Origin of the sequence: Pseudoalteromonas sp. Hal040, from assembly GCF_037162425.1 — a bacterium.
Lineage (GTDB): Bacteria > Pseudomonadota > Gammaproteobacteria > Enterobacterales > Alteromonadaceae > Pseudoalteromonas > Pseudoalteromonas gelatinilytica.
Genome location: NZ_JARLUU010000001.1, coordinates 1,352,118 through 1,377,071, shown reverse-complemented (window position 1 = coordinate 1,377,071; position 24,954 = coordinate 1,352,118). Strand labels below are relative to the sequence as shown.

At 42.1% G+C, this 24,954-nt stretch carries 22 protein-coding genes and 3 pseudogenes; 11 read left to right on the top strand and 14 right to left on the bottom strand.

The annotated features are described in order from the left end of the window. From P4S60_RS06245 to P4S60_RS06235, 3 genes are all read left to right on the top strand, one after another. Positions 1 to 1,206, top strand: coding sequence for an ABC transporter permease (locus P4S60_RS06245; protein WP_337115370.1), 1,206 nt, complete (start codon positions 1 to 3; stop codon positions 1,204 to 1,206). 81 nt (positions 1,207 to 1,287) lie between these two features. Further along, positions 1,288 to 2,616, top strand: a complete 1,329-nt coding sequence (locus tag P4S60_RS06240; RefSeq protein WP_337115369.1) for a sigma-54-dependent transcriptional regulator — start codon at positions 1,288 to 1,290, stop codon at positions 2,614 to 2,616. Then, the gene (locus P4S60_RS06235) at positions 2,616 to 3,908 is read left to right on the top strand and encodes a sensor histidine kinase (protein ID WP_337115368.1); all 1,293 of its coding nucleotides are present in this window, start codon (positions 2,616 to 2,618) and stop codon (positions 3,906 to 3,908) included. The genes P4S60_RS06240 and P4S60_RS06235 overlap by 1 nt, the downstream gene beginning before the upstream one ends. Before the next feature lie 55 nt (positions 3,909 to 3,963). Here P4S60_RS06235 and P4S60_RS06230 read toward each other — a convergent pair whose 3' ends face one another. Then, complete coding sequence (locus P4S60_RS06230; protein ID WP_054551536.1) at positions 3,964 to 4,302, bottom strand: Grx4 family monothiol glutaredoxin; 339 nt, start codon at positions 4,300 to 4,302, stop codon at positions 3,964 to 3,966. 264 nt (positions 4,303 to 4,566) lie between these two features. Between P4S60_RS06230 and P4S60_RS06225 the strand changes: the two genes are divergently transcribed. The 5 genes and pseudogenes from P4S60_RS06225 to P4S60_RS06205 all read left to right on the top strand — a co-directional run bounded on the left by P4S60_RS06225 (position 4,567) and on the right by P4S60_RS06205 (position 11,041). Continuing rightward, positions 4,567 to 5,148: a superoxide dismutase gene (locus P4S60_RS06225; RefSeq protein WP_337115367.1), complete on the top strand. Its 582-nt coding sequence runs from the start codon at positions 4,567 to 4,569 to the stop codon at positions 5,146 to 5,148. 239 nt (positions 5,149 to 5,387) lie between these two features. Next, positions 5,388 to 7,307 carry a PrkA family serine protein kinase gene (locus P4S60_RS06220; protein WP_337115366.1) on the top strand — a complete coding sequence of 640 codons (1,920 nt, stop codon included), beginning with the start codon at positions 5,388 to 5,390 and terminating at the stop codon, positions 7,305 to 7,307. Positions 7,308 to 7,333: 26 nt separating this feature from the next. Further along, on the top strand, positions 7,334 to 8,620 hold the full coding sequence (locus tag P4S60_RS06215) for a YeaH/YhbH family protein (RefSeq protein WP_337115365.1): 1,287 nt from the start codon (positions 7,334 to 7,336) through the stop codon (positions 8,618 to 8,620). A 20-nt stretch (positions 8,621 to 8,640) separates the two neighbouring features. Beyond that, positions 8,641 to 10,154 (top strand): annotated as a pseudogene (locus P4S60_RS06210) (SpoVR family protein). A gap of 5 nt (positions 10,155 to 10,159) precedes the next feature. Then, positions 10,160 to 11,041, top strand: coding sequence for a universal stress protein (locus P4S60_RS06205; RefSeq protein ID WP_337115364.1), 882 nt, complete (start codon positions 10,160 to 10,162; stop codon positions 11,039 to 11,041). 52 nt (positions 11,042 to 11,093) lie between these two features. On the opposite strand, the gene P4S60_RS06200 is transcribed toward P4S60_RS06205, so the two are convergent. Both P4S60_RS06200 and P4S60_RS06195 read right to left on the bottom strand, forming a co-directional pair. Further along, entirely contained in the window at positions 11,094 to 12,056 is a 963-nt protein-coding gene (locus P4S60_RS06200) for a sensor domain-containing diguanylate cyclase (protein ID WP_063705887.1), read from the bottom strand. 3 nt (positions 12,057 to 12,059) lie between these two features. Further along, on the bottom strand, positions 12,060 to 13,064 hold the full coding sequence (locus tag P4S60_RS06195; RefSeq protein WP_063705889.1) for a response regulator: 1,005 nt from the start codon (positions 13,062 to 13,064) through the stop codon (positions 12,060 to 12,062). A gap of 205 nt (positions 13,065 to 13,269) precedes the next feature. Here P4S60_RS06195 and tpx point away from each other — a divergent pair, with 205 nt between their 5' ends. Beyond that, positions 13,270 to 13,851 carry a thiol peroxidase gene (gene tpx / locus P4S60_RS06190; protein WP_288344704.1) on the top strand — a complete coding sequence of 194 codons (582 nt, stop codon included), beginning with the start codon at positions 13,270 to 13,272 and terminating at the stop codon, positions 13,849 to 13,851. 67 nt (positions 13,852 to 13,918) lie between these two features. On the opposite strand, the gene adk is transcribed toward tpx, so the two are convergent. The 11 genes and pseudogenes from adk to P4S60_RS06140 form a co-directional block, all read right to left on the bottom strand. Continuing rightward, a complete protein-coding gene (adk, locus tag P4S60_RS06185; protein ID WP_036967590.1) occupies positions 13,919 to 14,563 on the bottom strand; it encodes an adenylate kinase in 645 nt (214 codons plus the stop codon). Between the two features lie 179 nt (positions 14,564 to 14,742). Beyond that, positions 14,743 to 16,656, bottom strand: coding sequence for a molecular chaperone HtpG (htpG, locus tag P4S60_RS06180; RefSeq protein ID WP_188727551.1), 1,914 nt, complete (start codon positions 16,654 to 16,656; stop codon positions 14,743 to 14,745). Positions 16,657 to 16,817: 161 nt separating this feature from the next. Continuing rightward, entirely contained in the window at positions 16,818 to 17,426 is a 609-nt protein-coding gene (recR, locus tag P4S60_RS06175; protein WP_337115363.1) for a recombination mediator RecR, read from the bottom strand. Between the two features lie 10 nt (positions 17,427 to 17,436). After that, complete coding sequence (locus P4S60_RS06170) at positions 17,437 to 17,763, bottom strand: YbaB/EbfC family nucleoid-associated protein (RefSeq protein WP_054551547.1); 327 nt, start codon at positions 17,761 to 17,763, stop codon at positions 17,437 to 17,439. A 59-nt stretch (positions 17,764 to 17,822) separates the two neighbouring features. Beyond that, positions 17,823 to 18,362: pseudogene (locus P4S60_RS21520) on the bottom strand (DNA polymerase III subunit gamma/tau C-terminal domain-containing protein); the annotation flags it as partial. 2 nt (positions 18,363 to 18,364) lie between these two features. After that, positions 18,365 to 20,248, bottom strand: a complete 1,884-nt coding sequence (gene dnaX, locus P4S60_RS06165; protein WP_442961475.1) for a DNA polymerase III subunit gamma/tau — start codon at positions 20,246 to 20,248, stop codon at positions 18,365 to 18,367. 3 nt (positions 20,249 to 20,251) lie between these two features. Next, positions 20,252 to 20,797: an adenine phosphoribosyltransferase gene (gene apt / locus P4S60_RS06160; RefSeq protein WP_063705905.1), complete on the bottom strand. Its 546-nt coding sequence runs from the start codon at positions 20,795 to 20,797 to the stop codon at positions 20,252 to 20,254. Between the two features lie 148 nt (positions 20,798 to 20,945). Then, entirely contained in the window at positions 20,946 to 21,068 is a 123-nt protein-coding gene (locus tag P4S60_RS06155) for a hypothetical protein (protein ID WP_254907726.1), read from the bottom strand. Between the two features lie 85 nt (positions 21,069 to 21,153). Beyond that, positions 21,154 to 21,897 carry an HvfC family RiPP maturation protein gene (locus tag P4S60_RS06150; RefSeq protein WP_337116828.1) on the bottom strand — a complete coding sequence of 248 codons (744 nt, stop codon included), beginning with the start codon at positions 21,895 to 21,897 and terminating at the stop codon, positions 21,154 to 21,156. Between the two features lie 7 nt (positions 21,898 to 21,904). After that, positions 21,905 to 22,767: pseudogene (locus tag P4S60_RS06145) on the bottom strand (HvfB family MNIO-type RiPP peptide maturase). A 54-nt stretch (positions 22,768 to 22,821) separates the two neighbouring features. Then, positions 22,822 to 23,412, bottom strand: coding sequence for an HvfA family oxazolone/thioamide-modified RiPP metallophore (locus P4S60_RS06140; protein ID WP_337115362.1), 591 nt, complete (start codon positions 23,410 to 23,412; stop codon positions 22,822 to 22,824). 173 nt (positions 23,413 to 23,585) lie between these two features. Here P4S60_RS06140 and P4S60_RS06135 point away from each other — a divergent pair, with 173 nt between their 5' ends. Both P4S60_RS06135 and P4S60_RS06130 read left to right on the top strand, forming a co-directional pair. Next, a complete protein-coding gene (locus P4S60_RS06135) occupies positions 23,586 to 24,563 on the top strand; it encodes a tRNA-dihydrouridine synthase (protein WP_337115361.1) in 978 nt (325 codons plus the stop codon). 51 nt (positions 24,564 to 24,614) lie between these two features. Next, positions 24,615 to 24,950, top strand: a complete 336-nt coding sequence (locus tag P4S60_RS06130) for a TraR/DksA family transcriptional regulator (RefSeq protein WP_063705913.1) — start codon at positions 24,615 to 24,617, stop codon at positions 24,948 to 24,950. The last annotated feature ends 4 nt before the right edge of the window (positions 24,951 to 24,954 follow it).

Below are 24,954 nucleotides of genomic sequence, written 5' to 3'. Positions count from 1 at the left end.
ATGTTAGAAATTAAACCTATCTTTCACGCCTTATGCCGCTCAAAAGTTGGCGCTATATTATTACTGATCCAAATTGCCATCACCACTGCGATTGTCAGTAACGCGGCGTTTATTATTCAAGACAGAATTAGCTATTTAACTCAAGAGACTGGCTATCCTGAAAAAGACATTTTCGTTTTTAATGTCATGATGTTTGGCAAAGATGTGTCGCCGTCACAGCAATATGAGCTTGATGAAGCCATGCTTCGTCAAATACCTGGTGTAGTTGATGCTGCTTATTCGAGTAACACACCGCTTTCGGGCAGTGGCTCTTCGTCAGATTTTAGTTTAAAGCCAGCACCTGAAGAGAGTAAATCAGCGCGTAGCTCTTACATGTTTATCGATGAGCATGGCATTAATACTTATGGTGTAAAACTCATTGCTGGGCGTAACTACACCGAAGACGAAGTGATCGTCACCGATAACTATGATGAGCTTTCAAAAGTAACCGTTGTCACTAAAACCCTACTCGATGAGCTGTTCCCTGACGGCAATGGTTTAGGTCAAACTGTCTATTTTGGTGACATTCCAATGAAAGTAATTGGTGTTGTTGAACTGATGAAAGGCCCATGGCTTAAAGACAGCCGTCCAGATAACGTAGCACTGCTGCCTTTTATTAAGCCTGGTACAAATGCACGCTTTGTGGTTAGAACAGAGCCTAGTCAACGTCAATCAGTCATGAATCGTGTTGAAGAAGCCATGCTGAAAAACTACAACAAACGCGTTATTTCTCGCATTCGTGGCTTAGATGACGATAAAGAGTCATACATGGCTGAAGATACATTAATGATGCGCATGTTGATTGTACTTATTACTATTTTAGTGTTGGTGACGGCCCTGGGTATTTTCGGCCTAACGCTGTTCAATATTAGCAAGCGTACTAAACAAATAGGCACTCGCCGCGCTTTAGGCGCCAGAAAATCGGCCATCATCAGCTACTTCTTAGTTGAAAACGCCATGATATGTTTAGTTGGTTTAGTGATTGGTGTGATTGCTGCCGTGTATTTAGGCCAGTTGCTCATGCAGCACTTTTCAATAGCTCAGCTTGATATTAGCTACGTGCTTGCTACAGCGCTGGCAGTGTTCGTTATGAGTTTATTAGCAGTACTTGCCCCTGCAAGACGGGCGGCGAATATCTCACCGAGCATTGCAACTCGAACAATTTAGTTCTCCCAACCTATGCTACACTGGATTAACAGTGTAGCATTCATCTTGCACCCTTATTAGGAAAATAACTAAAACAAAAATATGGAAAAAATACTTATCGTCGACGATAACCCAGCCATTTTGGATGCATTGTCGTTATTACTCGAAATTCACGGTTTTGATGTTGTTACAGCAAGCAACCCGTTTGAGGCAATTCAAGCCGTACAATACCAACGCATAGCGCTTGTTATTCAAGACATGAACTTTACCGCCGACACCACTTCCGGCGAAGAAGGCAAAGAACTTTTTTATGCCTTACGAGACATTAATCCTCACCTACCGATTATTTTGATCACCGCATGGACAGAGCTTTCTACTGCCGTTGAACTAGTCAAAGCAGGGGCGGCTGATTATTTACCAAAACCATGGGACGATGCCAAGCTACTTACTTGTGTAAATAACCTAATCGAGCTGGGTAAAGCAAAACAACAAAACGAAACCTTTACCCGCCACCAGCAAGAACGTGACGCATCTGTGCAACAAGCAAATTTGGTGGGCTTGGTTTATAAAAGTACCGCTATGGAGCACATTGTTAATCTTGCGATTCAAGTGGCTAAATCGGATATTTCAGTGCTGATCACAGGCCCCAACGGCAGTGGTAAAGAACGCATTGCACAAATAATACAGGCTAATTCATTATTAGCAGATAAACCCTTTATCACTGTTAATGCCGGTGCTTTGCCAAGCGAGCTTATTGAGGCTGAGTTATTTGGTGCCGAAGCTGGCGCCTACACCGGTATTACTAAACAGCGCATTGGTCGTTTTGAAGCGGCCGATGGTGGCACCCTATTTTTAGACGAAATTGGTAACTTGCCACTTTCTGGACAAATGAAATTATTACGCATTTTACAAACCGGTGAATTTGAACGTTTAGGTTCAACACAAACTCGTAAAGTGAATGTGCGGGTGATTTCAGCAACCAATGAAGATTTAAACCATGCAATTAAAACAGGTCAATTTCGAGAAGACCTTTACTACCGCTTAAATGTGATTGAGTTAAATTTACCAAGCCTTGCCCATCGCCCAGATGATATTTTAGCTTTAGTCGCACATTTTTTACCTGAGCGCACACTGTCGCTAAGTACAGAAAAAGCCCTGCTCGCCCATTGCTGGCCGGGTAATGTTCGTGAGCTTGAAAATGCCTGTAAACGCGCTGGCGTTTTAAAACCCACAGGGGTGATTGAGCTTGCTGATTTTGGCTTACAAGTTGAAACAAACAGCCCAACACAAACAAGAGCAGAGCCTAACAAACAAGAGATTGAACTTGCCATGCGCGAATACAAAGGTGTGATTGCTAAAGTGGCTCGCCATTTTGGCTTAAGCCGCCAAGCACTCTATCGCAGGCTTGATAAATTTAAGATTGAGTACTAATGCGTTTTTCGTTTCGATATAAAATCATAACTTTGTGTATTGCTGCGTCTGCATTGCCGCTTATATTGGTGTGTTATTTTGCGGGCATAAGCTTGCTTTACAGCCTATTAGCCCTGCTCGCTTGCGCCTTGATCAGCGGATTTTTTGCCGCGCAATTATCAGCTCCGCTCATTGATGGTATGAACTCGCTCGAAACCGGACTGCTTAATTTTAAAGATGGTGAGCTGGCCACATTATTAGCCTATGATGGCAGCGATGAGCTTGGCGATTTATGCCGGCTTTATAACCAAACCGCAAAACAGCTTCGCCAAGAAAAACAATGGATTTATCAGCGTGAGTTGATGCTAGACAAAGTGCTGCAAAGCTCGCCACAAGCTGTGCTTTTGACTAACGACCAAGACTTTATTGTGTATAGCAACCATAGCGCTCGCAGCTTACTCGATGCTAAATCTGCCCTTGAAGGCGCCAAGCTTGAAAATTTATTAGATTCAAGCTGCGAGCAATTAACGCGTGCCATTCACAAAGGCGTTGATGGCTTATTTACCCTCGACAAAGCAGATCAAGAATCACAAACTTGGCATATGGCAACAGGTCGATTATTACTTAATAATCAGTTTCATCAACTGTATGTTTTTAAACAACTGACCCGTGAACTAAGCCGCCAAGAAGTAGAGGTTTGGAAAAAAGTTATTCGTATTATTAGCCATGAGCTTAACAACTCCCTTGGGCCAATGTCATCAATGCTTCATAGCGCGCAACTTTTAACAAAAGAAGTCGATGAACCACGCTTAAAACGGGTATTTACCACCATTGAAGACCGCATAAAACACCTTAATGAGTTTGTGCAAGGTTATGGTAAATTTGCCAAGTTACCCACCCCTCAACTATCAACGATTAACTGGCCTACGCTCATTGAGCAATTAAAAAGTCAGTGGCAGGTTGAAGTATCACTTGATGAGCGAGTGACAACTGACGCTGATCACACTCAGCTCGAACAGTTACTTATTAACCTATTAAAAAATGCCTATGAGTCAGGGTCAAACCCGGAAGATGTCAGCTTAACAGTGCAACAAGAAGCAAGTGGCACACACATCACGGTGAGTGATAAAGGCAAAGGCATGAGTGAAGCTGTAATGGCGAACGCACTTATTCCCTTTTACTCAACCAAAGCAACAGGCAGTGGCTTAGGGCTAGCACTTTGCAGAGAAATAGTTGAAGCACACCACGGGCAAATTAGCTTACATAACCGCGAGCAAGGTGGATTAAGCGTGCATGTTTTGCTGCCCGCCTAATACAACAGATATAAAAAAAGCCGCAATCAGCGGCTTCTTTCTACACTAAATATAATTATTCAGCGTCTTTTTCTTTGTACTTTGCAGCTGTTTCAGTGATTAGTGGCTGTAATTCACCACGTTGAAACATTTCGATGATAATGTCACAACCACCGATAAGCTCGCCTTCTACCCATAGTTGTGGGAATGTTGGCCAGTTTGCGTATGCAGGTAACTCTGCACGGATATCTGGGTTAAGTAGAATGTCAACGTAAGCAAACTGCTCACCACACGCCATAAGTGCTTGTGATGCTTGTGAAGAAAAACCACAGTTAGGTAACTTTGGTGATCCTTTCATGTAAAGAAGGATTGGATTTTCAGAAATTTGCTGTTTAATTTTATCGATGGTTTCCATTTACAACCTCAAAAAAGACATTGGCTTACTACATTGGCCTTGAAAAAGTTTCACTGTGGCCTCAGATATATAACTTAAAATCGGCATTCGTAGCCACAATTTTAAATAGTCTTTAGCAATAGCATTGCTGTTTGCTAAAACTTGAGTAAAATACTCAACAATTATAGTAACACTATAATACCACTTGGTATAGGGAAGTACGCTGTTTACCTTGCTATTACCTATAACTGAGTGGACTATCAACCAAGAAGATGGAGATAAAAAATGGCATTTGAACTACCGTCACTACCATACGCAATCGATGCATTAGAGCCACATATTTCAAAAGAGACTCTAGAGTTTCACCACGGTAAACACCACAACACTTACGTTGTGAAATTAAACGGTCTGATCCCAGGCACAGAATTCGAAAACAAATCTCTAGAAGAAATCGTATGTTCTTCAGAAGGTGGCGTATTTAACAATGCTGCACAAATCTGGAACCACACGTTCTACTGGAGCAGCCTATCTCCAAACGGCGGTGGCGAGCCTACAGGCGCAATCGCTGACGCGATCAACGCTAAATGGGGTTCTTTCGACGCATTCAAAGAAGCGTTAAACGACAAAGCAGTAAACAACTTCGGTTCAAGCTGGACTTGGTTAGTTAAACTAGCTGACGGCACACTTGATATCGTTAACACATCAAATGCTGCAACGCCATTAACTGATGAAGGTGTTACTCCAATCCTAACTGTGGATCTTTGGGAACACGCTTACTACATCGATTACCGTAACGTTCGTCCAGATTACCTAAAAGGTTTCTGGGCATTAGTTAACTGGGACTTCGCGAACGCTAACTTCGCTTAATCTTCTGTTACTAGCAGTAATCAAAAAAAGACGCTTCGGCGTCTTTTTTATTGCCAGTGCACGCCCCTTCTAAGTCGCAGCCAAGCCCTCAGCCAAAAAGCGTAATCAAGATGAGCTTTTTTCAATTAAATTCTTAATTTTCTTGCGCAAAAATTCAAAATCGTGACTAAGCTTTAATTAGCCTTTGCTTTTCTCTTAATCTAATTACACGTCATTTTAGCGGGTTTTCGGAGGTCTCTATGAGTATTTTTGAGCATTACCAATCACGATACGAAGCAGCGCAAGAAGAATACAGTATTGAGGAATTTCTCGAGATCTGTAAGAAGGATAAATCAGCTTATGCCAGCGCACCTGAGCGGCTATTAATGGCCATCGGTGAGCCGGAGATTATCGACACTTCAACCGATGCGCGCTTAAGCAGGCTGTTTTCTAATCGCGTAGTCGCACGCTACCCTGCATTTCACGATTTTTATGGTATGGAAGATGCCATTGAGCAAATCGTCTCTTATTTAAAACATGCTGCGCAAGGCTTAGAAGAATGTAAGCAAGTACTGTATTTACTTGGCCCGGTAGGTGGTGGTAAATCATCCATTGCTGAAAAGCTTAAATACTTAATGCAGCAGGTACCTATTTATTCGATTAAAGGCTCGCCTGTTAACGACCACCCTTTAGCGTTATTTGACCCAAATGAAGACGCTGAGCTTTTAGAAAAAGAATACGGCATTAAACCGCGTTATTTAAAAACGGTGATGTCACCGTGGGCTGCAAAACGCTTAAGTGAATTCAATGGTGATATTAGCCAATTTAGAGTGGTTAAGCGCTATCCATCTATTTTAAATCAAGTTGCGATTGCTAAAACTGAGCCAGGCGATGAAAACAACCAAGACATCTCAGCGCTAGTAGGTAAAGTCGATATTCGCCAGCTTGAACACTTTGCGCAAAATGACCCTGATGCGTATGCCTATTCAGGTGCGCTTTGTTTAGCAAATCAAGGCTTAATGGAGTTTGTGGAAATGTTTAAAGCGCCAATCAAGGTGCTACACCCACTACTTACAGCCACGCAAGAAGGTAACTACAACGGCACAGAAGGTATCAGTGCCCTGCCGTTTAGCGGCATGATTTTAGCTCACTCAAATGAATCTGAGTGGCAAACATTTAAAAACAACAAAAACAATGAAGCATTTTTAGACCGTGTTTACATCGTCAAAGTGCCTTACTGTTTACGTGTTTCTGAAGAAGTTAAGATTTACAATAAATTGCTTGAAAACAGTGAATTACATGACGCTCCTTGTGCACCGGGCACATTAAAAACACTGGCACAATTTACCACCCTTTCTCGTATGAAAGAGCCTGAAAACTCAAGTATTTATTCAAAAATGCGCGTCTATGATGGTGAAAGCTTAAAAGACACCGACCCGAAAGCGAAGTCGTATCAAGAGTACCGTGACTACGCGGGTGTTGATGAAGGCATGACCGGGCTCTCTACCCGCTTTGCCTTTAAAATTCTATCGCGGGTATTTAACTTCGATACCACTGAAGTGGCGGCCAACCCAGTGCACTTATTCTATGTTCTTGAGCAACAAATTGAGCGAGAGCAATTTACCGCCGACGTTGAAGAGCGTTACTTAAGTCACTTAAAAGGCTACCTCATCCCTCAGTACGTTGAGTTTATTGGTAAAGAGTTACAAACGGCCTACTTAGAATCGTACTCTGAATACGGGCAAAACATCTTTGACCGCTACGTGACGTATGCTGATTTCTGGATCCAAGATCAAGAATACCGCGACCCAGATACTGGCCAGCTATTTGACCGTGCTGCACTTAACGCAGAGCTTGAGAAGATTGAAAAACCTGCAGGTATTTCAAACCCTAAAGATTTCCGTAATGAAATAGTCAATTTCGTACTGCGTGCGCGTGCGCACAACCAAGGCAAGAATCCGCTTTGGACCAGCTACGAAAAACTTCGCACGGTTATTGAGAAGAAAATGTTCTCAAATACCGAAGATCTGCTGCCGGTTATTTCCTTCAATGCGAAAACCTCTGCTGAAGATCAGAAAAAACACGAAGACTTTGTCAATCGTATGGTTGAGAAAGGCTATACCCAAAAACAAGTACGTTTACTTTCTGAATGGTATTTACGCGTTAGAAAATCGCAGTAAAAAACGTTTGTTTTAAGGGGGTTGTTATGGCGCATTTTATTGACCGACGCCTGAATGGAAAAAACAAAAGTACCTTGAATCGTCAACGGTTCATCAGGCGTTATAAAAAACAGATTAAAGAAGCGGTATCTGATGCCATTAATAAGCGTAGCGTAACCGATACCACTAGCGGCGAGAGTATCTCGATTCCGCAACGTGATATCAGTGAGCCTATTTTTCATCAAGGACGTGGTGGCGACCGTGAACAGATCCACCCTGGTAATGACCAATTTTCTACGGGCGACAGAATCAAGCGCCCGCAAGGAGGCGGTCAAGGGGGAGGCAGTGGCGAAGGTGAAGCCAGTGACTCTGGTGAAGGACAAGACGACTTTGTATTCTCTATTTCAAAAGATGAATACCTAGACTTATTGTTCGAAGACCTTGAACTGCCTAATCTGCAACAAAACCAGCTCGATAAACTGGTGCAAATGAAAACCCATCGTGCTGGTTTTTGTAACGACGGCATGCCAAGTAATATTGATATTGTTCGTTCATTACAGGGTTCGCTTGCCCGCAGGGTGGCAATGACCGCAGGCAAAAAACGTCACCTTGCAGAGCTTGAAGGACAACTCGCGTTACTCAAAGCAGACGAGCAGCCTGATAAAGCGGCCATCGCTTTACTTGAACGCCAAATTGAGGAGCTGCAAAGTCGCATTAAAGCGGTGCCTTTTATTGATAATTACGACTTACGTTTTCGTAACTATGAAAAACGACCACACCCTACAAGCAAAGCCGTGATGTTTTGTTTAATGGATGTGTCAGGCTCGATGGATCAAGCCACCAAAGACATGGCAAAACGCTTTTATATTTTGCTGTATCAATTTTTAACCCGTAGCTACAAAAATATAGAGGTTGTCTACATTCGTCATCATACCCAAGCGAAAGAAGTTGATGAGCAAGAATTTTTCTATTCTCAAGAAACGGGTGGCACCATAGTATCTAGTGCATTGAAACTGATGAACGAAATCATCGTCGAGCGTTATAACCCTGAAGAGTGGAACATTTACGCAGCACAAGCCTCTGATGGCGATAACTGGGCCGATGACTCGCCAAACTGTGGCGAAATTCTACGTAATAAACTGTTAAAGGCGGTGCGCTATTACGCCTATATTGAAATTACCGCCCGTGCTCATCAAAGCTTATGGCGTGAGTATCAATCGATAGCACAAACCCACGACAATTTTGCCATGCAACACATTCGTGGCGTTGAGGACATTTACCCTATTTTCCGTGAATTATTTAAAAAGAATCGTCAGCAGCAAGGCGCCGCATAGCCTTGCGAGTGAGGTAAAGTATGGCCGATAAACGTATTAGCGACGGTCCTGATTGGACATTTGATTTATTAGCAGAGTATCAAACTGAGATTGAACGGGTAGCGAAAATTTATAAACTCGATACCTACCCAAATCAAATTGAGGTGATCACTGCTGAACAAATGATGGATGCCTATTCGAGTGTGGGTATGCCGATTGGCTATAGCCACTGGTCGTATGGTAAAAAATTCATTCAAACAGAACAAAACTATAAACGTGGGCAAATGGGTCTTGCTTATGAGATTGTGATTAACTCAGATCCGTGTATTGCTTATTTAATGGAAGAAAACACCCTGCCAATGCAAGCCTTGGTAATGGCGCACGCTTGCTATGGCCACAATTCATTTTTTAAAGGTAATTACCTTTTTAAAACTTGGACTGATGCCAGTTCAATCATCGATTACTTATTATTTGCCAAAAATTATATTGCTAAATGCGAAGAAAAATACGGCATCAATGAAGTTGAGAATCTCATCGACTCATGCCATGCGTTAATGAATTACGGTGTGGACCGCTACAAACGTCCGCAACGTATTTCACTGTACGAAGAGCAAAAGCGCCAACAAGAACGTGAAGATTACTTACAATCGCAAGTGAACGAGTTGTGGCGCACAATCCCTACTTCGCAGCAAGAATCAAAAAACGTGAACGCCGCTTCCCTGCTGAGCCACAAGAAAACATTTTATATTTCATCGAAAAAAATGCGCCGTTGCTTGAGTCATGGCAGCGTGAAGTAATTCGTATTGTGCGTAAAATTTCGCAATATTTTTACCCCCAAAAACAAACTCAAGTGATGAATGAAGGCTGGGCTACGTTTTGGCATTACACCATTTTGAACCACCTGTACGATGAAGGTAAGCTCACCGATGCCTTTATGCTCGAGTTTTTACAAAGCCACACCAACGTAGTGTATCAACCGCCCTACAACAGCAATTATTATTCAGGGATCAACCCTTATGCTCTTGGCTTTAATATGATGGTTGATATTCGCCGTATATGCGAAAACCCAACCGAAGAAGACAAGAAATGGTTTCCAGAGTATGCCGGCAGCGATTGGTTAGAAACATTACATTTTGCAATGCAAAACTTTAAAGACGAGAGTTTTATAAGCCAGTTTTTATCGCCAAAAATTATCCGTGATTTTAAGCTCTTTACCATTATTGATCATGAAAAAGAGCCAACCCTTAATGTCGGCGCTATTCATGATGAAATGGGCTATCACAAGGTTCGTGAAACGCTTTCTGCACAATATAACTTAAGTAATCACGAACCAAACATTCAAGTCTATAACGTTGATATTAGAGGAGATCGTTCACTTACCTTGCGTTATGTACCCCATAACAATATTCCATTAGCGAAATCAAAAGATGAAGTACTAAAACACCTTTACAGGCTATGGGGCTTTAAGGTAAAACTGGAACAAGAAACCTCAACAGGTGAAGTTTCATTATTGGGTGAATGCCCAAGCAGTGATACCCGACACACAACAGAGTAGGCAAAATGGATAAAAAAATACTGGTGATCATCGACTCGATAGCCGATGCTAAAACGTCAATATTACACGCAAAACAAAAAGCCAAAGGAGTGAAGCATATTGATATCGTCGCCTTTAGCTATGAAGACACCAACAGTATTTTATATTCTATTCCACCCGATGAAGCGCTCGCTATTCAAGATAAAGAGCTCGCAAAAGTTCGTAATGCGCTAAGCCCTCTTATTAGCGAGCACTTAGACGCTAGCAGCTATACGTTGCAAACTCTGTGGCATGAAAACCCAGTGCAGTGGCTAGCCAATGAACTTGATACGTCAGATTATGAAATGGTGATTAAAACTCGCCATATTGACGAACAAACGCAATTTACAGAGCTTGACTGGCAACTTATTCGCTTTAGCCCGTTACCACTTTATTTAGCTGCTGATAACAAATGGCGAAACAATACCAATGTGTTAGCTGCGCTTGATTTGGGCAGTGAAAAAGCAACCAAATACCGTTTAAACGAAGCGATTATTAAAGCGGGATTAGCCTATGCAAGTGATTACGACAGCGAATTTTATGCCTGTTATACCGTGCATGTATCGCCGTTTTTACGTGATTTGGGAATTGTATTTTCAGATGAGCAAGTCATTAATGCGTTCGAAAAGCTACCGATAGCGCAGCGTGCCTTAATTGAAGCACATGACTTAAAAGATAAACTAGAGATTAAAGCGGGTGTCGTTGAGCAAGTGATCCCAAGTATTGCTGCAAAATTAAATGCCGATTTAGTGATTATGGGTTCGGTGGGCAATACCGGTATTAAAGGTCATTTAATTGGTAATACCGCAGAAAAGGTTATGAAACTACTTAAAACAGATATTCTCGTTTTACCGCCGCTTGGTGTTTAACCCGGATAACTTAATAGAATTGTTATGAAAAAGGGGCTTATTAGCCCCTTCTTTATAAATCTGTATAAGCTGTCACCCGGTTACGGCCATTTTCTTTAGAGTGATACAAGGCTTTATCTGCCGCCTCAACCCATTTTTCGTAACGATCAAATTTCTCGTCAAAGCACGCAAAACCGATGCTAACCGTCAGTTGAATTTGTTTACCACCAAAGTAAATCGATGAATTCTCAATCAGCGTTCTTAATCGCTCAGCGAAGATATGCGCTCCTTCATGATCAGTATCGAGCAAGGTTACCGCAAACTCTTCCCCGCCGTAGCGACCTGCTAAGTCTGTTTCACGTAGAGTTTTACGAAGCAAGTCTGCAATATGACGCAACGCCTCATCCCCACCGCGGTGACCATGTTCATCATTGACCTTTTTAAAGTGATCAATATCGAACATCAATAAGGTGCTGCACCCGCCACTACGAACAATACGCATATATTCTTTGCGTAACTTTTCTTCCCAATAACCGCGATTGGTAAGCTTGGTAAGTGCATCAGTGCGGCTCATTTGTTCAAGCTTGCTATTGGCTTCTTCTAGCTCTTTTTTATTCACTGCTTCATCGGTCACATCATAAATAATGATACAAATATGCGACACTTCGCCTGTGGTCGTCGTCAGTGGTATAAAGGTGGCATTTTGATACATATGATCCGCTTTACCAGTAATTGGGCGGTAATTTTTAAAGCGGAAAATATACGGCTGCTGCTCCCAGATAGTAAACGAGCGATTATTTAGAATGAACACAGACTCTGATTTGCTGCGAAACCACTTTTCATCGATTGATGGAAATAAGTCGAACAGATCTTTGTCTTTCACCGCACTGGGTAGCAAGCCTGAATGGTTTTCCATAAACCCATTCCAGATGCATACTTTGTAGTCTCTATCGAGCACTACTAGGCCTACATCAACGGTATTAAACATATCCATTAACCAATGGAGTTCATTCATATTAAAATCGGCTGCAGGCATAGTCTAGTCTTCTAATAAATAAGCTACTTTGTACTTAAGGGTTTTTAATGAGTCCTCGGTGAACAGCAACATCAAATCACAGTTGATATTGTGATTTTCGATGCCATAGCTGATCTCAATCGCCAGCGTTCGTTGCCAGCGAGATTTATTGGCTTTTACTAAATCGGTCACATCACAATGCTGACCTAGTACCACAGGATGACCTTGGCTAAAACGCATATCGAGCTGTTTAGAAAGCCCTGATAAAATTGCACCGATCAAAATGTTGCTGACATCCATCAACAGCTCAAGCTCAACTTTATCGTTAAGCTCACCTTCGTAATTCATTAGTGATGCAATTTCTTTAAAGCTTGAATCATTTAGCAGTAATAAGGCTTCACCAGACACACCGCCGCCAATAAATCCTTGGCATACACCGGATGTCGTGGCATTCGCATCAATTGAGCGTAGAGCCATATCTAGCTCATTTACTTCTAATACATTTACATTAGGTATTGGAAGTTTTACAAATACATTAAGAAGACGCGCTAATAAGTCCCCTGCTTGCCCCATAGCCACGTTTGTGAGTTCTTGATAGATATCACGTACATCAGGGTCAACTTGCTCACCTAGCTTATTAGCAAGTCGTTCACGCATGGCTTTGTCTTTAATGCCATGATGCTCGATGATATTGGCAAGCTTTTCTGCAGAACACGGCTTTTGAATAAAATCGATAGCGCCTAACTCAAGCACACGTTGATGAGCATTAGGCTGGATATCACCAGAAACAACGACAGTAAGCACATGAAGGCCTTGATCTTGAATGGCTTGAAGTACTTCGTAACCATCCATTTCAGGCATGTTTAAATCTAGAAATAGAATTTCTGGCTGGAGTTTTTTGATTTGCTCAATACAGTGCACACCGTCTTCAGCAAACTCAACTTTAATATCCCAATCATCGGGTAAAGAGCGCGCTAATTGTCGACGAGCTAACTTTGAATCATCACAAACTAATACCGATGTTGACATACTCTCTCTCTAAATCCGTACTTTTTAACTAGACACAAATTCGACTAGCAACTTTATTCTTATTTTTATATATAAAAAATAGGGTCACGAACACATGTTAATCAAACTATTGGTTATTTACAATTTTAAATTGTACTAATCCTTGGACCAACTCCTTGAGTATAATACACTGATGTTAAATGCGTTAATTTGAAGGAATCTTATTATGTTACGTCCACTTATATTTGCACTTAGTGCAGTATGCACGTTTAGTTATGCGGGTGATTTATCAGAAAATAGTTTAGATGCTGGTAAGGTTTCTGCGCAGTCAAAGCCTGTCACTTTACTAGGACAAGGTGTTGAAGTTGGTCAAAATGCACCTAATTTTAAAGTAGTAGATGGTAGCTTTACACCCGTCACACTAGACAACTACCAAGGCCAAGCGGTGCTTTTAAGCGTAGTGCCAAGTTTAGACACCGGTGTATGCAGTATTCAAACCAAACACTTTAATGAAAAGGTAGCTTCAGAATACCCAAGTGTAGCGATGCTTACTCTAAGCGCTGACTTACCATTTGCTCAAAAGCGTTTTTGTAAAGCAGAGAATATCGACAAAGTGGTGACTTTATCGGATTCTGTATGGCATGACTTTGGTAAGAACTATGGTTTGATTATCAAGGATATGGGCCTGCTAACCCGTGCGGTATTTGTATTAGATAAAGAGCATAAAATAGTTTATAAACAGCTCGTTGATAACCTTTCAAAAGAGCCTGATTACGACAGTGCTATTGCTGCGTTGAAGAAACTGTAAAGCGCAATATCAACTTGCATAAAAAAACCGCCCATATGGCGGTTTTTTCATATCTGCAATTAAGCTATTAACCTAAAAGCTCACCAAGTTGTTGGCTAACAGCTTCAACAGCTTGTGTACCGTCTAACTTGTGGTACTGAGTGTTGCCTGCTTTTGCTTCAGCTTGGTAGTAATCAACTAATGGTTTAGTTTGGTCGTGGTAGATACCTAAACGCTTACGCACTGTTTCTTCAGTGTCGTCATCACGAATGATAAGGTCTTCACCTGTAATGTCATCTTTGCCATCAACTTTTGGTGGATTATAAACAACGTGATAAACACGACCAGAACCTGGGTGTACGCGACGGCCGCCCATACGCTCAACGATGATTTCGTCAGCAACGTCAAATTCGATAACGTGATCAACAACCACACCATTCTCTTTCATTGCATCAGCTTGAGGGATCGTACGTGGGAAACCATCTAGTAAGAAACCTTTTTCGCAATCTGGCTTAGCGATGCGCTCTTTAACTAGACCGATAATAATTTCGTCAGATACTAATTGACCTGCATCCATTACTTTTTTAGCTTCAAGACCAAGTGGTGTACCTTCTTTGATTGCTGCACGCAGCATATCGCCCGTAGAAATTTGTGGAATACCGTATTTGTCCATCAAAAACTGAGCTTGAGTACCTTTACCTGCACCCGGCGCGCCCAAAAGAATAATGCGCATATCATTGTCCTCTGTGTGATACTAATCTTAAAAATGGTCGATCAGTGGAGTTTTGTTTTTAGAGCCTGAATTCTTCCACAACTGAGGCTATACCTCAAGTAACTTATACCAATTGCCTATATTAGCAGCAATAAAAAAGGGAGCCTTGCTCCCTTTTTCAACTCATTCAGTTAAAACGCTTATTTGCTTAAATCTAGCATAAGTTTGTTCAAGCGAGTTACAAAGCCTGCAGGGTCTTTTAACGTACCGCGCTCGGCGAGTAATGCTTGGTCAAGAAGCACATGTGACCACTGGGCAAACTTCTCTTCATCTTGTTCAACGTTTAAGTGTTTAACAAGCTGATGCTCTGGGTTAAGCTCAAAAATTGGCTTTTGCTCAGGTACAGTTTGACCTACAGACTCCATTAGCTTTTGCATTTGCGAGCTCATATCATGCTCATCAGCAACAACACAAGCTGGTGAGTCTGTTAAACGATGCGTAAAGCGTACATCTTTAACATTATCACCTAACGCAGTTTTAATACGCTCAACTAGGCCAGCAACTTCTTTTTCTGACTCTTCTTGCGCTTTTTTCGTGTCTTCGTCATCCATGTTGCCTAAATCTAAGTCACCACGGGTGATTGACTGGAATGATTTTTCGTTGAACTCAGTTAAGTAGCTCATCATCCACTCATCAACACGGTCGCTTAGTAGCAATACTTCGATACCTTTCTTACGGAAGATCTCTAAATGTGGTGAGCTCTTCGCTGCTGCAAACGAATCTGCAACCACATAGTAGATTTTGTCTTGCTCTGGCTTCATACGCTCAATGTATTGCTCAAGCGATACATTTTGTGTGCTTTCGTCAGTGTGTGTAGAAGCAAAACGCAATAGCTTAGCAATGGCTTCTTTGTTTGCCATATCTTCAGCTGGACCTTCTTTTAACACCTGACCAAATTCATTCCAGAACGTTTGGTAATCTTCTTCACGGTTTTTCGCCATGCGCTCAAGCATTTTCAGTACACGCGATGTACAACCTTTACGGATTGCTTGCGTTACCTTGTTATCTTGTAAGATTTCACGCGACACGTTAAGTGGTAAGTCATTTGAATCAAGCAGACCTTTTACAAAGCGAAGGTAACTTGGCATAAATTGCTCTGCGTCATCCATAATGAAAACGCGTTGCACGTATAGTTTTAAACCCGTTTGGCGGTCACGGTTCCATAAATCAAAAGGCGCTTTTTTAGGAATGTATAACAGGCTCGTGTATTCAGTTTTACCTTCAACCTTGTTATGTGCCCAGCTTAGCGGCTCTTCCCAGTCATGGCCAATATGCTTATAAAACTCTTTGTACTCTTCGTCTGTGACTTCTGACTTATCACGAGTCCATAGTGCTGTAGCGCGGTTAATACCTTCCCACTCGCCTGGCTGTGCTGGAATTTTCTCGCCATCTGGACCTTCTGACTCAGGTACTTCTGCTTTATACATTTCAACTGGAATAGAAATATGATCTGAATATTTAGTTACGATGCTTCGTAAACGGAACTCATCAGCAAATTCTGTTTCGTCTTCACGAAGGTGAAGAATAATTTCGGTACCGCGTGTTGGTTTCTCAATCTCTTGTAAGGTGTAATCGCCTTCACCTGCAGATTGCCATTCGATACCTTGGCTTTCACCTGCTTTACGCGTACGCACGGTTACTTTATCAGCAACGATAAATGCTGAGTAAAAACCCACACCAAATTGACCAATCAATTGTGAATCTTTGCTTTGGTCGCCTGTTAGGTTCTGGAAAAATTCTGCGGTGCCTGATTTGGCAATCGTACCCAGTGAATTGATCACATCTTCACGGCTCATACCAATACCGTTATCAGTAATGGTGACCGTGTTTGCGTCTTTATCGGCGCTGATACGGACTTTCAAATCTGCATCGTTTTCGTATAAATCGCCATTAGAAAGCGCAAGGAAACGCAATTTATCTGCTGCATCTGACGCGTTTGATACAAGCTCACGTAGGAAAATCTCTTTATTAGAGTAAAGAGAGTGAATCATCAGGTTTAATAGTTGTTTGACTTCTGTTTGAAAGCCTAATGTTTCTTTTTGTGCTGCAGTCATTGTGTAAATCTCCAATTAACAAAGTGTCTAATCTGCACTATGACTCTTTATATGGGGCAGGCTTTTTGAACTTCAAGGCAAAAAATAAAATTTACGGCTAAATTGGGGGGCTACACACAAAAAAGCCTGCTTAAAGCAGGCTTTTGATACCATATCAGGTATTAGTTTTGGTTTACGGCGCGTCGTCCACTAAATGCGTGCATCAGTGTCATGCCATCAAGTAAGTCGAGCTCACCACCAACAGGCACACCGTGAGCAATACGAGATGCACTCACTTGGTACTTGTGGCAAAGCTCAGCAATATAATGAGCGGTGGTTTCACCCTCAACACTTGGATTGGTTGCGAGGATCACCTCATTAATACCGCCTTGTTTCAACTTACTTTCAAGGATATCAAGGCCAATTTCTTTTGGTCCTATGCCATCAATTGGCGACAAGTGACCCATTAAAACAAAGTAAAGCCCTTGATATTGACCAGTTTGCTCAATAGCGAGTACATCGGTTGGTGATTCAACCACACACAATAAACCACTATCTTGGCGTTTAACACTTGAACAAATATCGCATACAGCTTGCTCTGTAAAAGTACGACAAGATTGACAATGCCCTACTTCATCCATTGCCTTGGTTAATGCATGGCCAAGTTGTTTACCACCTTGACGGTCACGCTCAAGCAAATGAAAAGCAATGCGCTGTGCAGACTTAGGGCCAATACCTGGCTGGCATCGTAGCGCTTCAATTAGCTGTGTTAAACTAGGAGATAGTTGCATACAAAATCACTTAGAATGGCATTTTCATACCTGGTGGTAATTGCATACCGCCAGTTACTTTGCTCATGCGCTCTTGTGTTTCTTCAGCAACACGACGTACAGCATCGTTACACGCTGCCGCTAGTAAATCTTCGATCATGTCTTTGTCGTCTTCCATTAGGCTGTCATCTAATTCAACACGACGTACATTGTGGTTACCAAGCATAGTTACTTTAACTAGGCCTGCACCTGCTTCACCTACTACTTCAAGGTTTGCGATCTCTTCTTGGGCTTTTTGCATGCGCTCTTGCATTTGCTGCGCTTGCTTCATCATGTTACCCATTCCACCTTTAAACATAACTGTCTCTCTTTCTAAACTACTTTAATTGGCATGAAGATAAGGGCTATTGTAACTAATTACAATGCCTGAATACTGTTTTCATCGATTATCGCGCTAAATAACTTCTGAAATTGCACGATGTTTTCATCTGTATTTATTACATCAATCGCTTGTTGATGACGACCTGCATCGATTTTTTGTTGAATCAAATACGGTGAATCTATCACGCCATCAGCAAACTCGATATTAAGCTCTACATTATGACCGTAAATTTCACTTAATGCAGCATTGAGCTTTTGCCTTAGCACTGCGCTGTCTAAATGGCGGCGCGATGAATCAACTTCAATGTGCAGCTGATTATTCTGCTTGGTAAAGATTGAATGCAACGCAAATTGGCGCATGCGACCGCCCAGCCCCATACGTTTTATTAAATACGCCCATTCATCTTGCTCGTGTGCAAATTTAATACTGCTGATCGGGCTTTCAAAATCATCGGGTACCGGAATACAGGCTTCTTCAACGACTGGCTCTGGCGCTTTTTGCGGATTGATCTGCTCAAGCAGCTCTGGCGCTAAATTTTCGGTGATTGTTTGATGCTTTTCTCTAAAGTCGACTTTTTTTACTTTATTAGTGCTCTCCCCCGTTTGCTGGGGGATGGGCTTTTTACTTCAGCAGCCATTGCTTGCTGCTGAGGCTGAATATTGGTCGTGGTTTGGTTTTGTTGCCCGAGCGGCTCTACTACCGGCTTTGCTTCAGGCTGTGGCTCTGCTTTTACATCTGTTTGCGTCGCCGCACCACTTAAACGCCCGGCTCCTGAGATATTACGGTCTTGTAAAATACGTGCAATGGCCGATTGCGCTTGGCTTTGCTGCTGTTGCAATTGTGCAGTTTGCTGTTGCTGGGGCGCAGCTTCTTCATTTGCTGTAAAGCCCTGATCATAGGCGCTATTCATCACATCATCGTATTGCGCAGCAAGTGATGAATCCATTTCTGCATCATCATCCATGTAATCTTGCGAAGAGTACTCTGGTGTAGAGTAAGCTTGCGAAGAATCAGCAGCAGCAGGCATCTGTTCTGAATTACTTTGCTCTTGCTGTTGTGGCACTGGTTTAACGTCAGCGGCAATTGCAGTTTCAGCCGGTTGAGCAGACTGTTCTAAAGGCTTAGCTTCGACTTGCTGATCAGGCTCTTGGCTTTGTGCCGTTTCTACCCTAGCTGTTTGAATAGGTGCTGCTTGTGTTTGCTGAGCCTCTGAAGGCACAGGATTTGTATGCTCAGAGCTTTGCGTTACTGGTGCTTGAGCTGATGCAGCTTGTTCACGTTGCGCCGTTGATTTTTTTAAAATATCGCGCAGTGCACTGGCACCTGTTGGCTTAACCTGCTGCTGAGTATTCGCTGGAGTTTGGCTTTGTGCAAATTGCGTAGGTTGGAATGCGAGCAGTCGCAACATGATCATTTCAAAACCAAGTTTAGCATCGGGTGCCCATTGCAAATCCTTTTTACCATTTAATAGCAATTGGTAGTAAACCTGCATCTGCTGTGCATCAGTGGTTTGTGCCACCTGCTCAATAAAATCTCGGTTAGTATCATCAAGTGCCGCTGCACTAGGCACGAGTTGCACAAGTTGAATAAGATGCGTAAGTGCAATTAAATCGTCGAGCAAGGCTACAAAATTAGGGTTTCGGCTAACAACTGCTTTTACTTCTTGAAGTAATGCATCGCCATCTTGGCACAGTAACGCTGCTAACATGGTTTGGCTATATTGAGTATCCATCAAGCCAAGCATGGTTTGCACAGCCTGATGATTAATATTGCCATTGGTTTGCGCAATTGCTTGGTCTGTAAGGCTCAGTGCATCACGCATACTGCCGTCAGCTGCTTTCGCCAAAATAGACAGTGATTTATCGTCAAAACTTAGTTGTTCTTGATTAAGAACATGGGCAAGCTGATCATGAATCTCTGTTTGCGACAAAGCATTTAAATTAAACTGTAAGCAACGCGATAAAATCGTCACGGGCAGTTTTTGCGGATCGGTTGTCGCTAATAAAAACTTCACATGCTCTGGCGGCTCTTCCAATGTTTTAAGTAATGCATTGAAACTATGCTTTGACAGCATATGAACTTCATCGATTAGGTATACCTTGTAACGTCCACGTGTTGGAGCGTATTGAACGTTATCAAGGATTTCGCGGGTATCTTCTACTTTAGTACGCGATGCCGCATCGATTTCTAATAAATCAATATAACGACCTGCTTCGATGTCAGTACAACTTGAACATTGGCCGCATGGCTCAGCAGAGATACCCTTATCGCAGTTGAGGCTTTTTGCGAATATACGTGCGATGGTTGTTTTACCCACCCCACGGGTTCCAGTAAAGAGATAAGCATGATGGAGTCTATTTTGTGTTAATGCATTAACTAATGCTTGTTTAACATGAGACTGCCCCACTAACTCGTGAAAGGTTTGTGGTCGCCATTTCCTTGCTAGAACCTGATAACTCATTAATTATTCGCCTTCGAATTCAACCAACTTTAAGATTTTGATGCCCATATCAGCAACACGTTGTTCACCACCCAGTTCAGGTAAAGAAACAACAAATGCCGCATCAGTTGCGTTACCGCCTAGCTTAGCGACTAATTTTGCCGTTGCTTCGATTGTGCCACCTGTAGCCAGTAAGTCGTCTACTAATAACACTTTATCGCCAGGGACAATTGCATCTGTATGAAGCTCAAGAGTATCTTCACCATACTCTAATTGGTAGCTTTGTGAAATCACTTCGCGAGGAAGTTTGCCCGGTTTACGAACTGGAATGAACGGAACACCAAGTGCATATGAAAGTGGTGCACCAAAAATAAAGCCACGTGATTCAGTACCAATGATTTTTGTAAAACCTTGGTCTTTATATGCGGCAATAAAGCTGTCGATGGTTGCTTTAAATGCCTCAGCGTTAGCCATTAAAGTGGTTACATCGCGGAACATAATGCCCGGCTTAGGGTAATCAGCGATCGTTGCAATGCTCTGTTTGATGAGCGTTGAAGTTGCTTGAGTCATAATTATACTGCTCAAAAAGTTTATCTAACAAAGCTCGAGAGTATAACATCACCTTAGTAGAAAGTCGGTAGCAAGTTTCGAAATAATATAAGCAGCAATAAAAAAGGCTGCATAATGCAGCCTATTGTCTTAAATTTGCTTACGCAGATTAAGATAAAGAAGTGATCCAACCAAGGATAGCGTTAAGGCAGCCAATGCCACCGAATACAGCTAAAAACGCAATGAAATAAGTTGCATTGAACGGATCTTTAAAGTCTTTATCATTCGACATAGTTACTACCTTTATTTAAGCACGACAAAATAAGGCGGACATAATAGTCGAACTGCCCTCATCAATAAAGAGCTTTAGCCGATTTTTAAACCAATGTATTAGTCACCACAATGCCTCGTTCAGCCATGGCACTTAAGGTATTAAGCGCTCCTTGATAAAGCTGTTCTTGGCTAAACTGAGGTGCATGCTCTGCAACTACTTGGCACACATGGTTTAAATCGATACCTGGCTGAGATTCAATCATGTTTAGCAGTAACGCGGTCATCGCATTAGTTGATAAAAACTGCACTTCGTCATCGCTATCCCGATATACCACAAAATAGCTTGCCTCAGCTGCGGGCTCACTTGGTTGGTTATCCACACTGATGGTATGAACTGGAAAACGATAACTCAAATTGCAAGCAAGGGAGCTTAAATACAATGCAGAACTGGTGACTTGATGAGCCGATAAGTTCGTTTCGTTTTCCAGCTCCTTCGCAACCGACACATCGAGCTCAACCCACTCATAATGCGCCAGTTCTAATATGAACGCAGGATCATCACTTTGCATTTCATAGTCATTTGCAAGAAAGGCCAAAAACTCCCCGGCAATATCTAAAAAATAAGGCGATTTACAGTTATGCTGACTAAAAAACTGCCTAACGAGTCTGTGCCACGCTTGCTCTGAATATAAACTTTTTAGAACAGGATAGGCAGAACTGACAAACCCATCCACATTATTAAAAAATAAGTCGCGGTAAATCGCCATACGGCGCTCTTCAACATCGCTAGGCTTAGCATGTTGCTCAGGGTCGCGGATATGCGCCATAAATGCTTGCTGTACTTGCATAAAATGATTAGGCACTGTGTTTCACCGTTACTTGATTTTGCTTATTGGCTGTGTGCTGCAGTGTTTCAATTGTTTTAAGCTCTGCTAATAACTCACTCATCGGCGGAATATTAAAATCACGTTCTAATAAGGTGGGAAATACCCCATGCACGTCATAAGCTTTTTCAAGCAATCGCCAAACAGGGTCAATGACAGGCGCACCATGGGTATCAACCAATAAATCTTCGGCTTCAGTATAGTGACCCGCAACATGTCCATAGGCGATGCGCTTTGTTGGTAATGCAGCTAAAAACTGCTCAGCATCATAACCATGATTAATCGAATTAACGTAAATGTTATTCACATCAAGCAGTAATTGACAATCGGCTTCTTCTAACACTGCATTAGTGAACTCAAGTTCAGTCATTTGTTGGCCAGGCGCGCCATAGTAAGAAACATTTTCGATAGCAATTGGCTGCTCTAGAATATCTTGTACTTGCCTAATACGAGAGGCCACATGTTTAATAGCCTCTTCAGTAAACGGAATAGGCATTAAATCATACATATGCCCTTCACCGGAGCAGTAGCTTAAGTGCTCGCTGAATAAACGAATATTATGCTCTTTAAAGAAAGCTTTTAGCGATTGCACAAAGTCAATATCAAGCGCTGCTGGTGAGCCAATTGATAACGATAAGCCATGACAAACAAAGGCGTGCTGTTCAGTAAGCTGTTTAAATTGTTTACCAAAACGCCCCCAAGCTTTAGCCAATTTTCAGGCGCAACTTCTAAGAACTCAATGGGTTTAGGAACATCGATGAGCATTTCATCAAGCATTTCTCGGCGCAAACCTAATCCTATTTGCCCAAAATCTGCTGCTGATTTATTTAACATACTACCTCCTACTAAAAAGGGCCTTTACGGCCCTTTCAAAAGCTAAGTGAGCGTTTAGTGATTAGAACCACATTTACCTTCGCCACACTTACCTTCTTTAGCTGCTTTTTTGTCTGCGCCACATTTACCTTCGCCGCACTTACCTTCTTTAGCTGCTTTTTTGTCTGCGCCACATTTACCTTCGCCGCACTTGCCTTCTTTAGCTGCTTTTTTGTCTGCGCCACATTTACCTTCGCCGCACTTGCCTTCTTTAGCCGCTTTTTTGTCTGCGCCACATTTACCTTCGCCGCACTTACCTTCTTTAGCTGCTTTTTTGTCTGCGCCACATTTACCTTCGCCGCACTTGCCTTCTTTAGCTGCTTTTTTGTCTGCGCCACATTTACCTTCGCCGCACTTACCTTCTTTTTCAGCTTTCTTGTCTGCGCCACATTTACCTTCGCCGCACTTACCTTCTTTTTCAGCTTTCTTGTCTGCGCCGCATTTGCCTTCGCCACACTTACCTTCAGCGGCGTCTAGCTGATAACCAGCTTGCATTTGCTGAAATTCAAATGGGTTTGCACTGGCATCAGTCGCTACAAAACTTGATGCACCTACTACAACTGCACCTAATGTTAATGCAATTGAATTTTTCTTAACTGTGTTCATTCGATGACTCTCTTTTTTATAAAGGGTTATTTAACAAGACCCGAGAACTAAAAATTACTTTCAAATTTTTTATAATTATTTTCTGAAACTGCCTAGAATGCAAATTACGATTTATAAAACAATCAAGAACAGCTAGAATACGCGTCCTAATTTTTGATGAGTTAACAGGTATCATGCGACTAGTTTTAGCACCGATGGAAGGCGTTGTAGATTTTAAAATGCGACAACTCCTAACTGATTTAGGTGGATTCGATTTATGCGTAACTGAGTTTGTTCGTGTCGTTGAAGACACACTGCCCGAGCGCGTATTTCATCGCTATTGTCCTGAGTTAAAAACTGCTGGCTATACCCGTGCAGGCACCCCTGTGCGTATTCAGTTACTTGGTCAAGTAGCCAATGCGCTAGCTGAAAATGCAGTTAAAGCTATCAATTTAGGGTCTCATGGCATCGATTTAAACTTTGGTTGCCCGGCTAAAACGGTAAACAAAAGTAAAGGTGGTGCAGTACTTTTAAAAGACCCAGAACACATGTACGAAATTATTAAAGCCGTTCGTGATGCAGTCGATCCGTGTCATGAGGTGAGTGCAAAAATCAGACTTGGTTTTGATGACGACAGCAACAGTCAAGAAATTGTTGATGCAGTGGTGAGTGCAGGCGCATCAAGTCTTGCTATTCATGCCAGAACGAAAAGAGATGGTTACAACCCACCGGCATACTGGGAAAAAATTCCACCATTAATTGAAGGCAAAAACATTGCTGTGGTTGCCAACGGTGAAATCTGGCAAGTTGAGGATGCTATGTTGTGTCAAAAACGCAGCCATTGCCAAGACTTAATGCTAGGTCGTGGTGCGCTAGCAATGCCTGATTTAGCAAAACAAATAAAATCGCATGTAGAAAATGATCAGTACAGTCCGATGCTTTGGGAACATGTGATATACCACATCATCCATTCTTCGATGCATCAAGAAGAAAGTAAATGTGAGAAGTATTTTGCCTCTCGAACCAAGCAATGGCTTGGTTATTTAAAGCGCCAATACCCACAAGCCAACGCACTTTTTGATGAGATCAGACGTTTAAAAGCGAAAGATGAAGTCGCTGACGTACTAAGAAAGTACGCCAAAGCGCCGAGTATTGATACAAATCATAATTAGCTAACGATTTTTGTTTGATAATACCAGTATTGCCCACTTGGAAGAAACGCGATGAACAATACTGAAATTCAAACAAAGTTATCTGCGGAACTTGCGCAGGTTAGACAACGTTTACTGGATATGCTGGCTAAATCTGATCAAGGCTATCATCAGCAACTGCTATCGCAACTCAAGGATAATCCCCCTTCAGAGTGGTTAGAGCTGACAGCGAATAATCTTGGCCCTGAGTATCAACTATTAATTGCTCGCATAGAAAAATTAGAAGCTGCTCTATGCCAGATTGATATTGGGCAATATGGTTATTGTTGTGATTGTGAAGAAAAAATTGATGATGAACGTTTACTTGCAGATCCGGCAAGTCAGCGCTGCCGGCGATGCGCTCCTTAGAGCG

What these genes read in the sequence shown, in the direction of transcription:
- P4S60_RS06245 (WP_337115370.1), top strand. Translation starts at nt 1, where the DNA reads ATGTTAGAAATTAAACCTATCTTTCACGCCTTATGCCGCTCAAAAGTT.
- P4S60_RS06240 (WP_337115369.1), top strand. Translation starts at nt 1,288, where the DNA reads ATGGAAAAAATACTTATCGTCGACGATAACCCAGCCATTTTGGATGCA.
- P4S60_RS06235 (WP_337115368.1), top strand. Translation starts at nt 2,616, where the DNA reads ATGCGTTTTTCGTTTCGATATAAAATCATAACTTTGTGTATTGCTGCG.
- P4S60_RS06230 (WP_054551536.1), bottom strand. Translation starts at nt 4,302, where the DNA reads ATGGAAACCATCGATAAAATTAAACAGCAAATTTCTGAAAATCCAATC.
- P4S60_RS06225 (WP_337115367.1), top strand. Translation starts at nt 4,567, where the DNA reads ATGGCATTTGAACTACCGTCACTACCATACGCAATCGATGCATTAGAG.
- P4S60_RS06220 (WP_337115366.1), top strand. Translation starts at nt 5,388, where the DNA reads ATGAGTATTTTTGAGCATTACCAATCACGATACGAAGCAGCGCAAGAA.
- P4S60_RS06215 (WP_337115365.1), top strand. Translation starts at nt 7,334, where the DNA reads ATGGCGCATTTTATTGACCGACGCCTGAATGGAAAAAACAAAAGTACC.
- P4S60_RS06205 (WP_337115364.1), top strand. Translation starts at nt 10,160, where the DNA reads ATGGATAAAAAAATACTGGTGATCATCGACTCGATAGCCGATGCTAAA.
- P4S60_RS06200 (WP_063705887.1), bottom strand. Translation starts at nt 12,056, where the DNA reads ATGCCTGCAGCCGATTTTAATATGAATGAACTCCATTGGTTAATGGAT.
- P4S60_RS06195 (WP_063705889.1), bottom strand. Translation starts at nt 13,064, where the DNA reads ATGTCAACATCGGTATTAGTTTGTGATGATTCAAAGTTAGCTCGTCGA.
- tpx (WP_288344704.1), top strand. Translation starts at nt 13,270, where the DNA reads ATGTTACGTCCACTTATATTTGCACTTAGTGCAGTATGCACGTTTAGT.
- adk (WP_036967590.1), bottom strand. Translation starts at nt 14,563, where the DNA reads ATGCGCATTATTCTTTTGGGCGCGCCGGGTGCAGGTAAAGGTACTCAA.
- htpG (WP_188727551.1), bottom strand. Translation starts at nt 16,656, where the DNA reads ATGACTGCAGCACAAAAAGAAACATTAGGCTTTCAAACAGAAGTCAAA.
- recR (WP_337115363.1), bottom strand. Translation starts at nt 17,426, where the DNA reads ATGCAACTATCTCCTAGTTTAACACAGCTAATTGAAGCGCTACGATGC.
- P4S60_RS06170 (WP_054551547.1), bottom strand. Translation starts at nt 17,763, where the DNA reads ATGTTTAAAGGTGGAATGGGTAACATGATGAAGCAAGCGCAGCAAATG.
- dnaX (WP_442961475.1), bottom strand. Translation starts at nt 20,248, where the DNA reads ATGAGTTATCAGGTTCTAGCAAGGAAATGGCGACCACAAACCTTTCAC.
- apt (WP_063705905.1), bottom strand. Translation starts at nt 20,797, where the DNA reads ATGACTCAAGCAACTTCAACGCTCATCAAACAGAGCATTGCAACGATC.
- P4S60_RS06155 (WP_254907726.1), bottom strand. Translation starts at nt 21,068, where the DNA reads ATGTCGAATGATAAAGACTTTAAAGATCCGTTCAATGCAACTTATTTC.
- P4S60_RS06150 (WP_337116828.1), bottom strand. Translation starts at nt 21,897, where the DNA reads ATGCAAGTACAGCAAGCATTTATGGCGCATATCCGCGACCCTGAGCAA.
- P4S60_RS06140 (WP_337115362.1), bottom strand. Translation starts at nt 23,412, where the DNA reads ATGAACACAGTTAAGAAAAATTCAATTGCATTAACATTAGGTGCAGTT.
- P4S60_RS06135 (WP_337115361.1), top strand. Translation starts at nt 23,586, where the DNA reads ATGCGACTAGTTTTAGCACCGATGGAAGGCGTTGTAGATTTTAAAATG.
- P4S60_RS06130 (WP_063705913.1), top strand. Translation starts at nt 24,615, where the DNA reads ATGAACAATACTGAAATTCAAACAAAGTTATCTGCGGAACTTGCGCAG.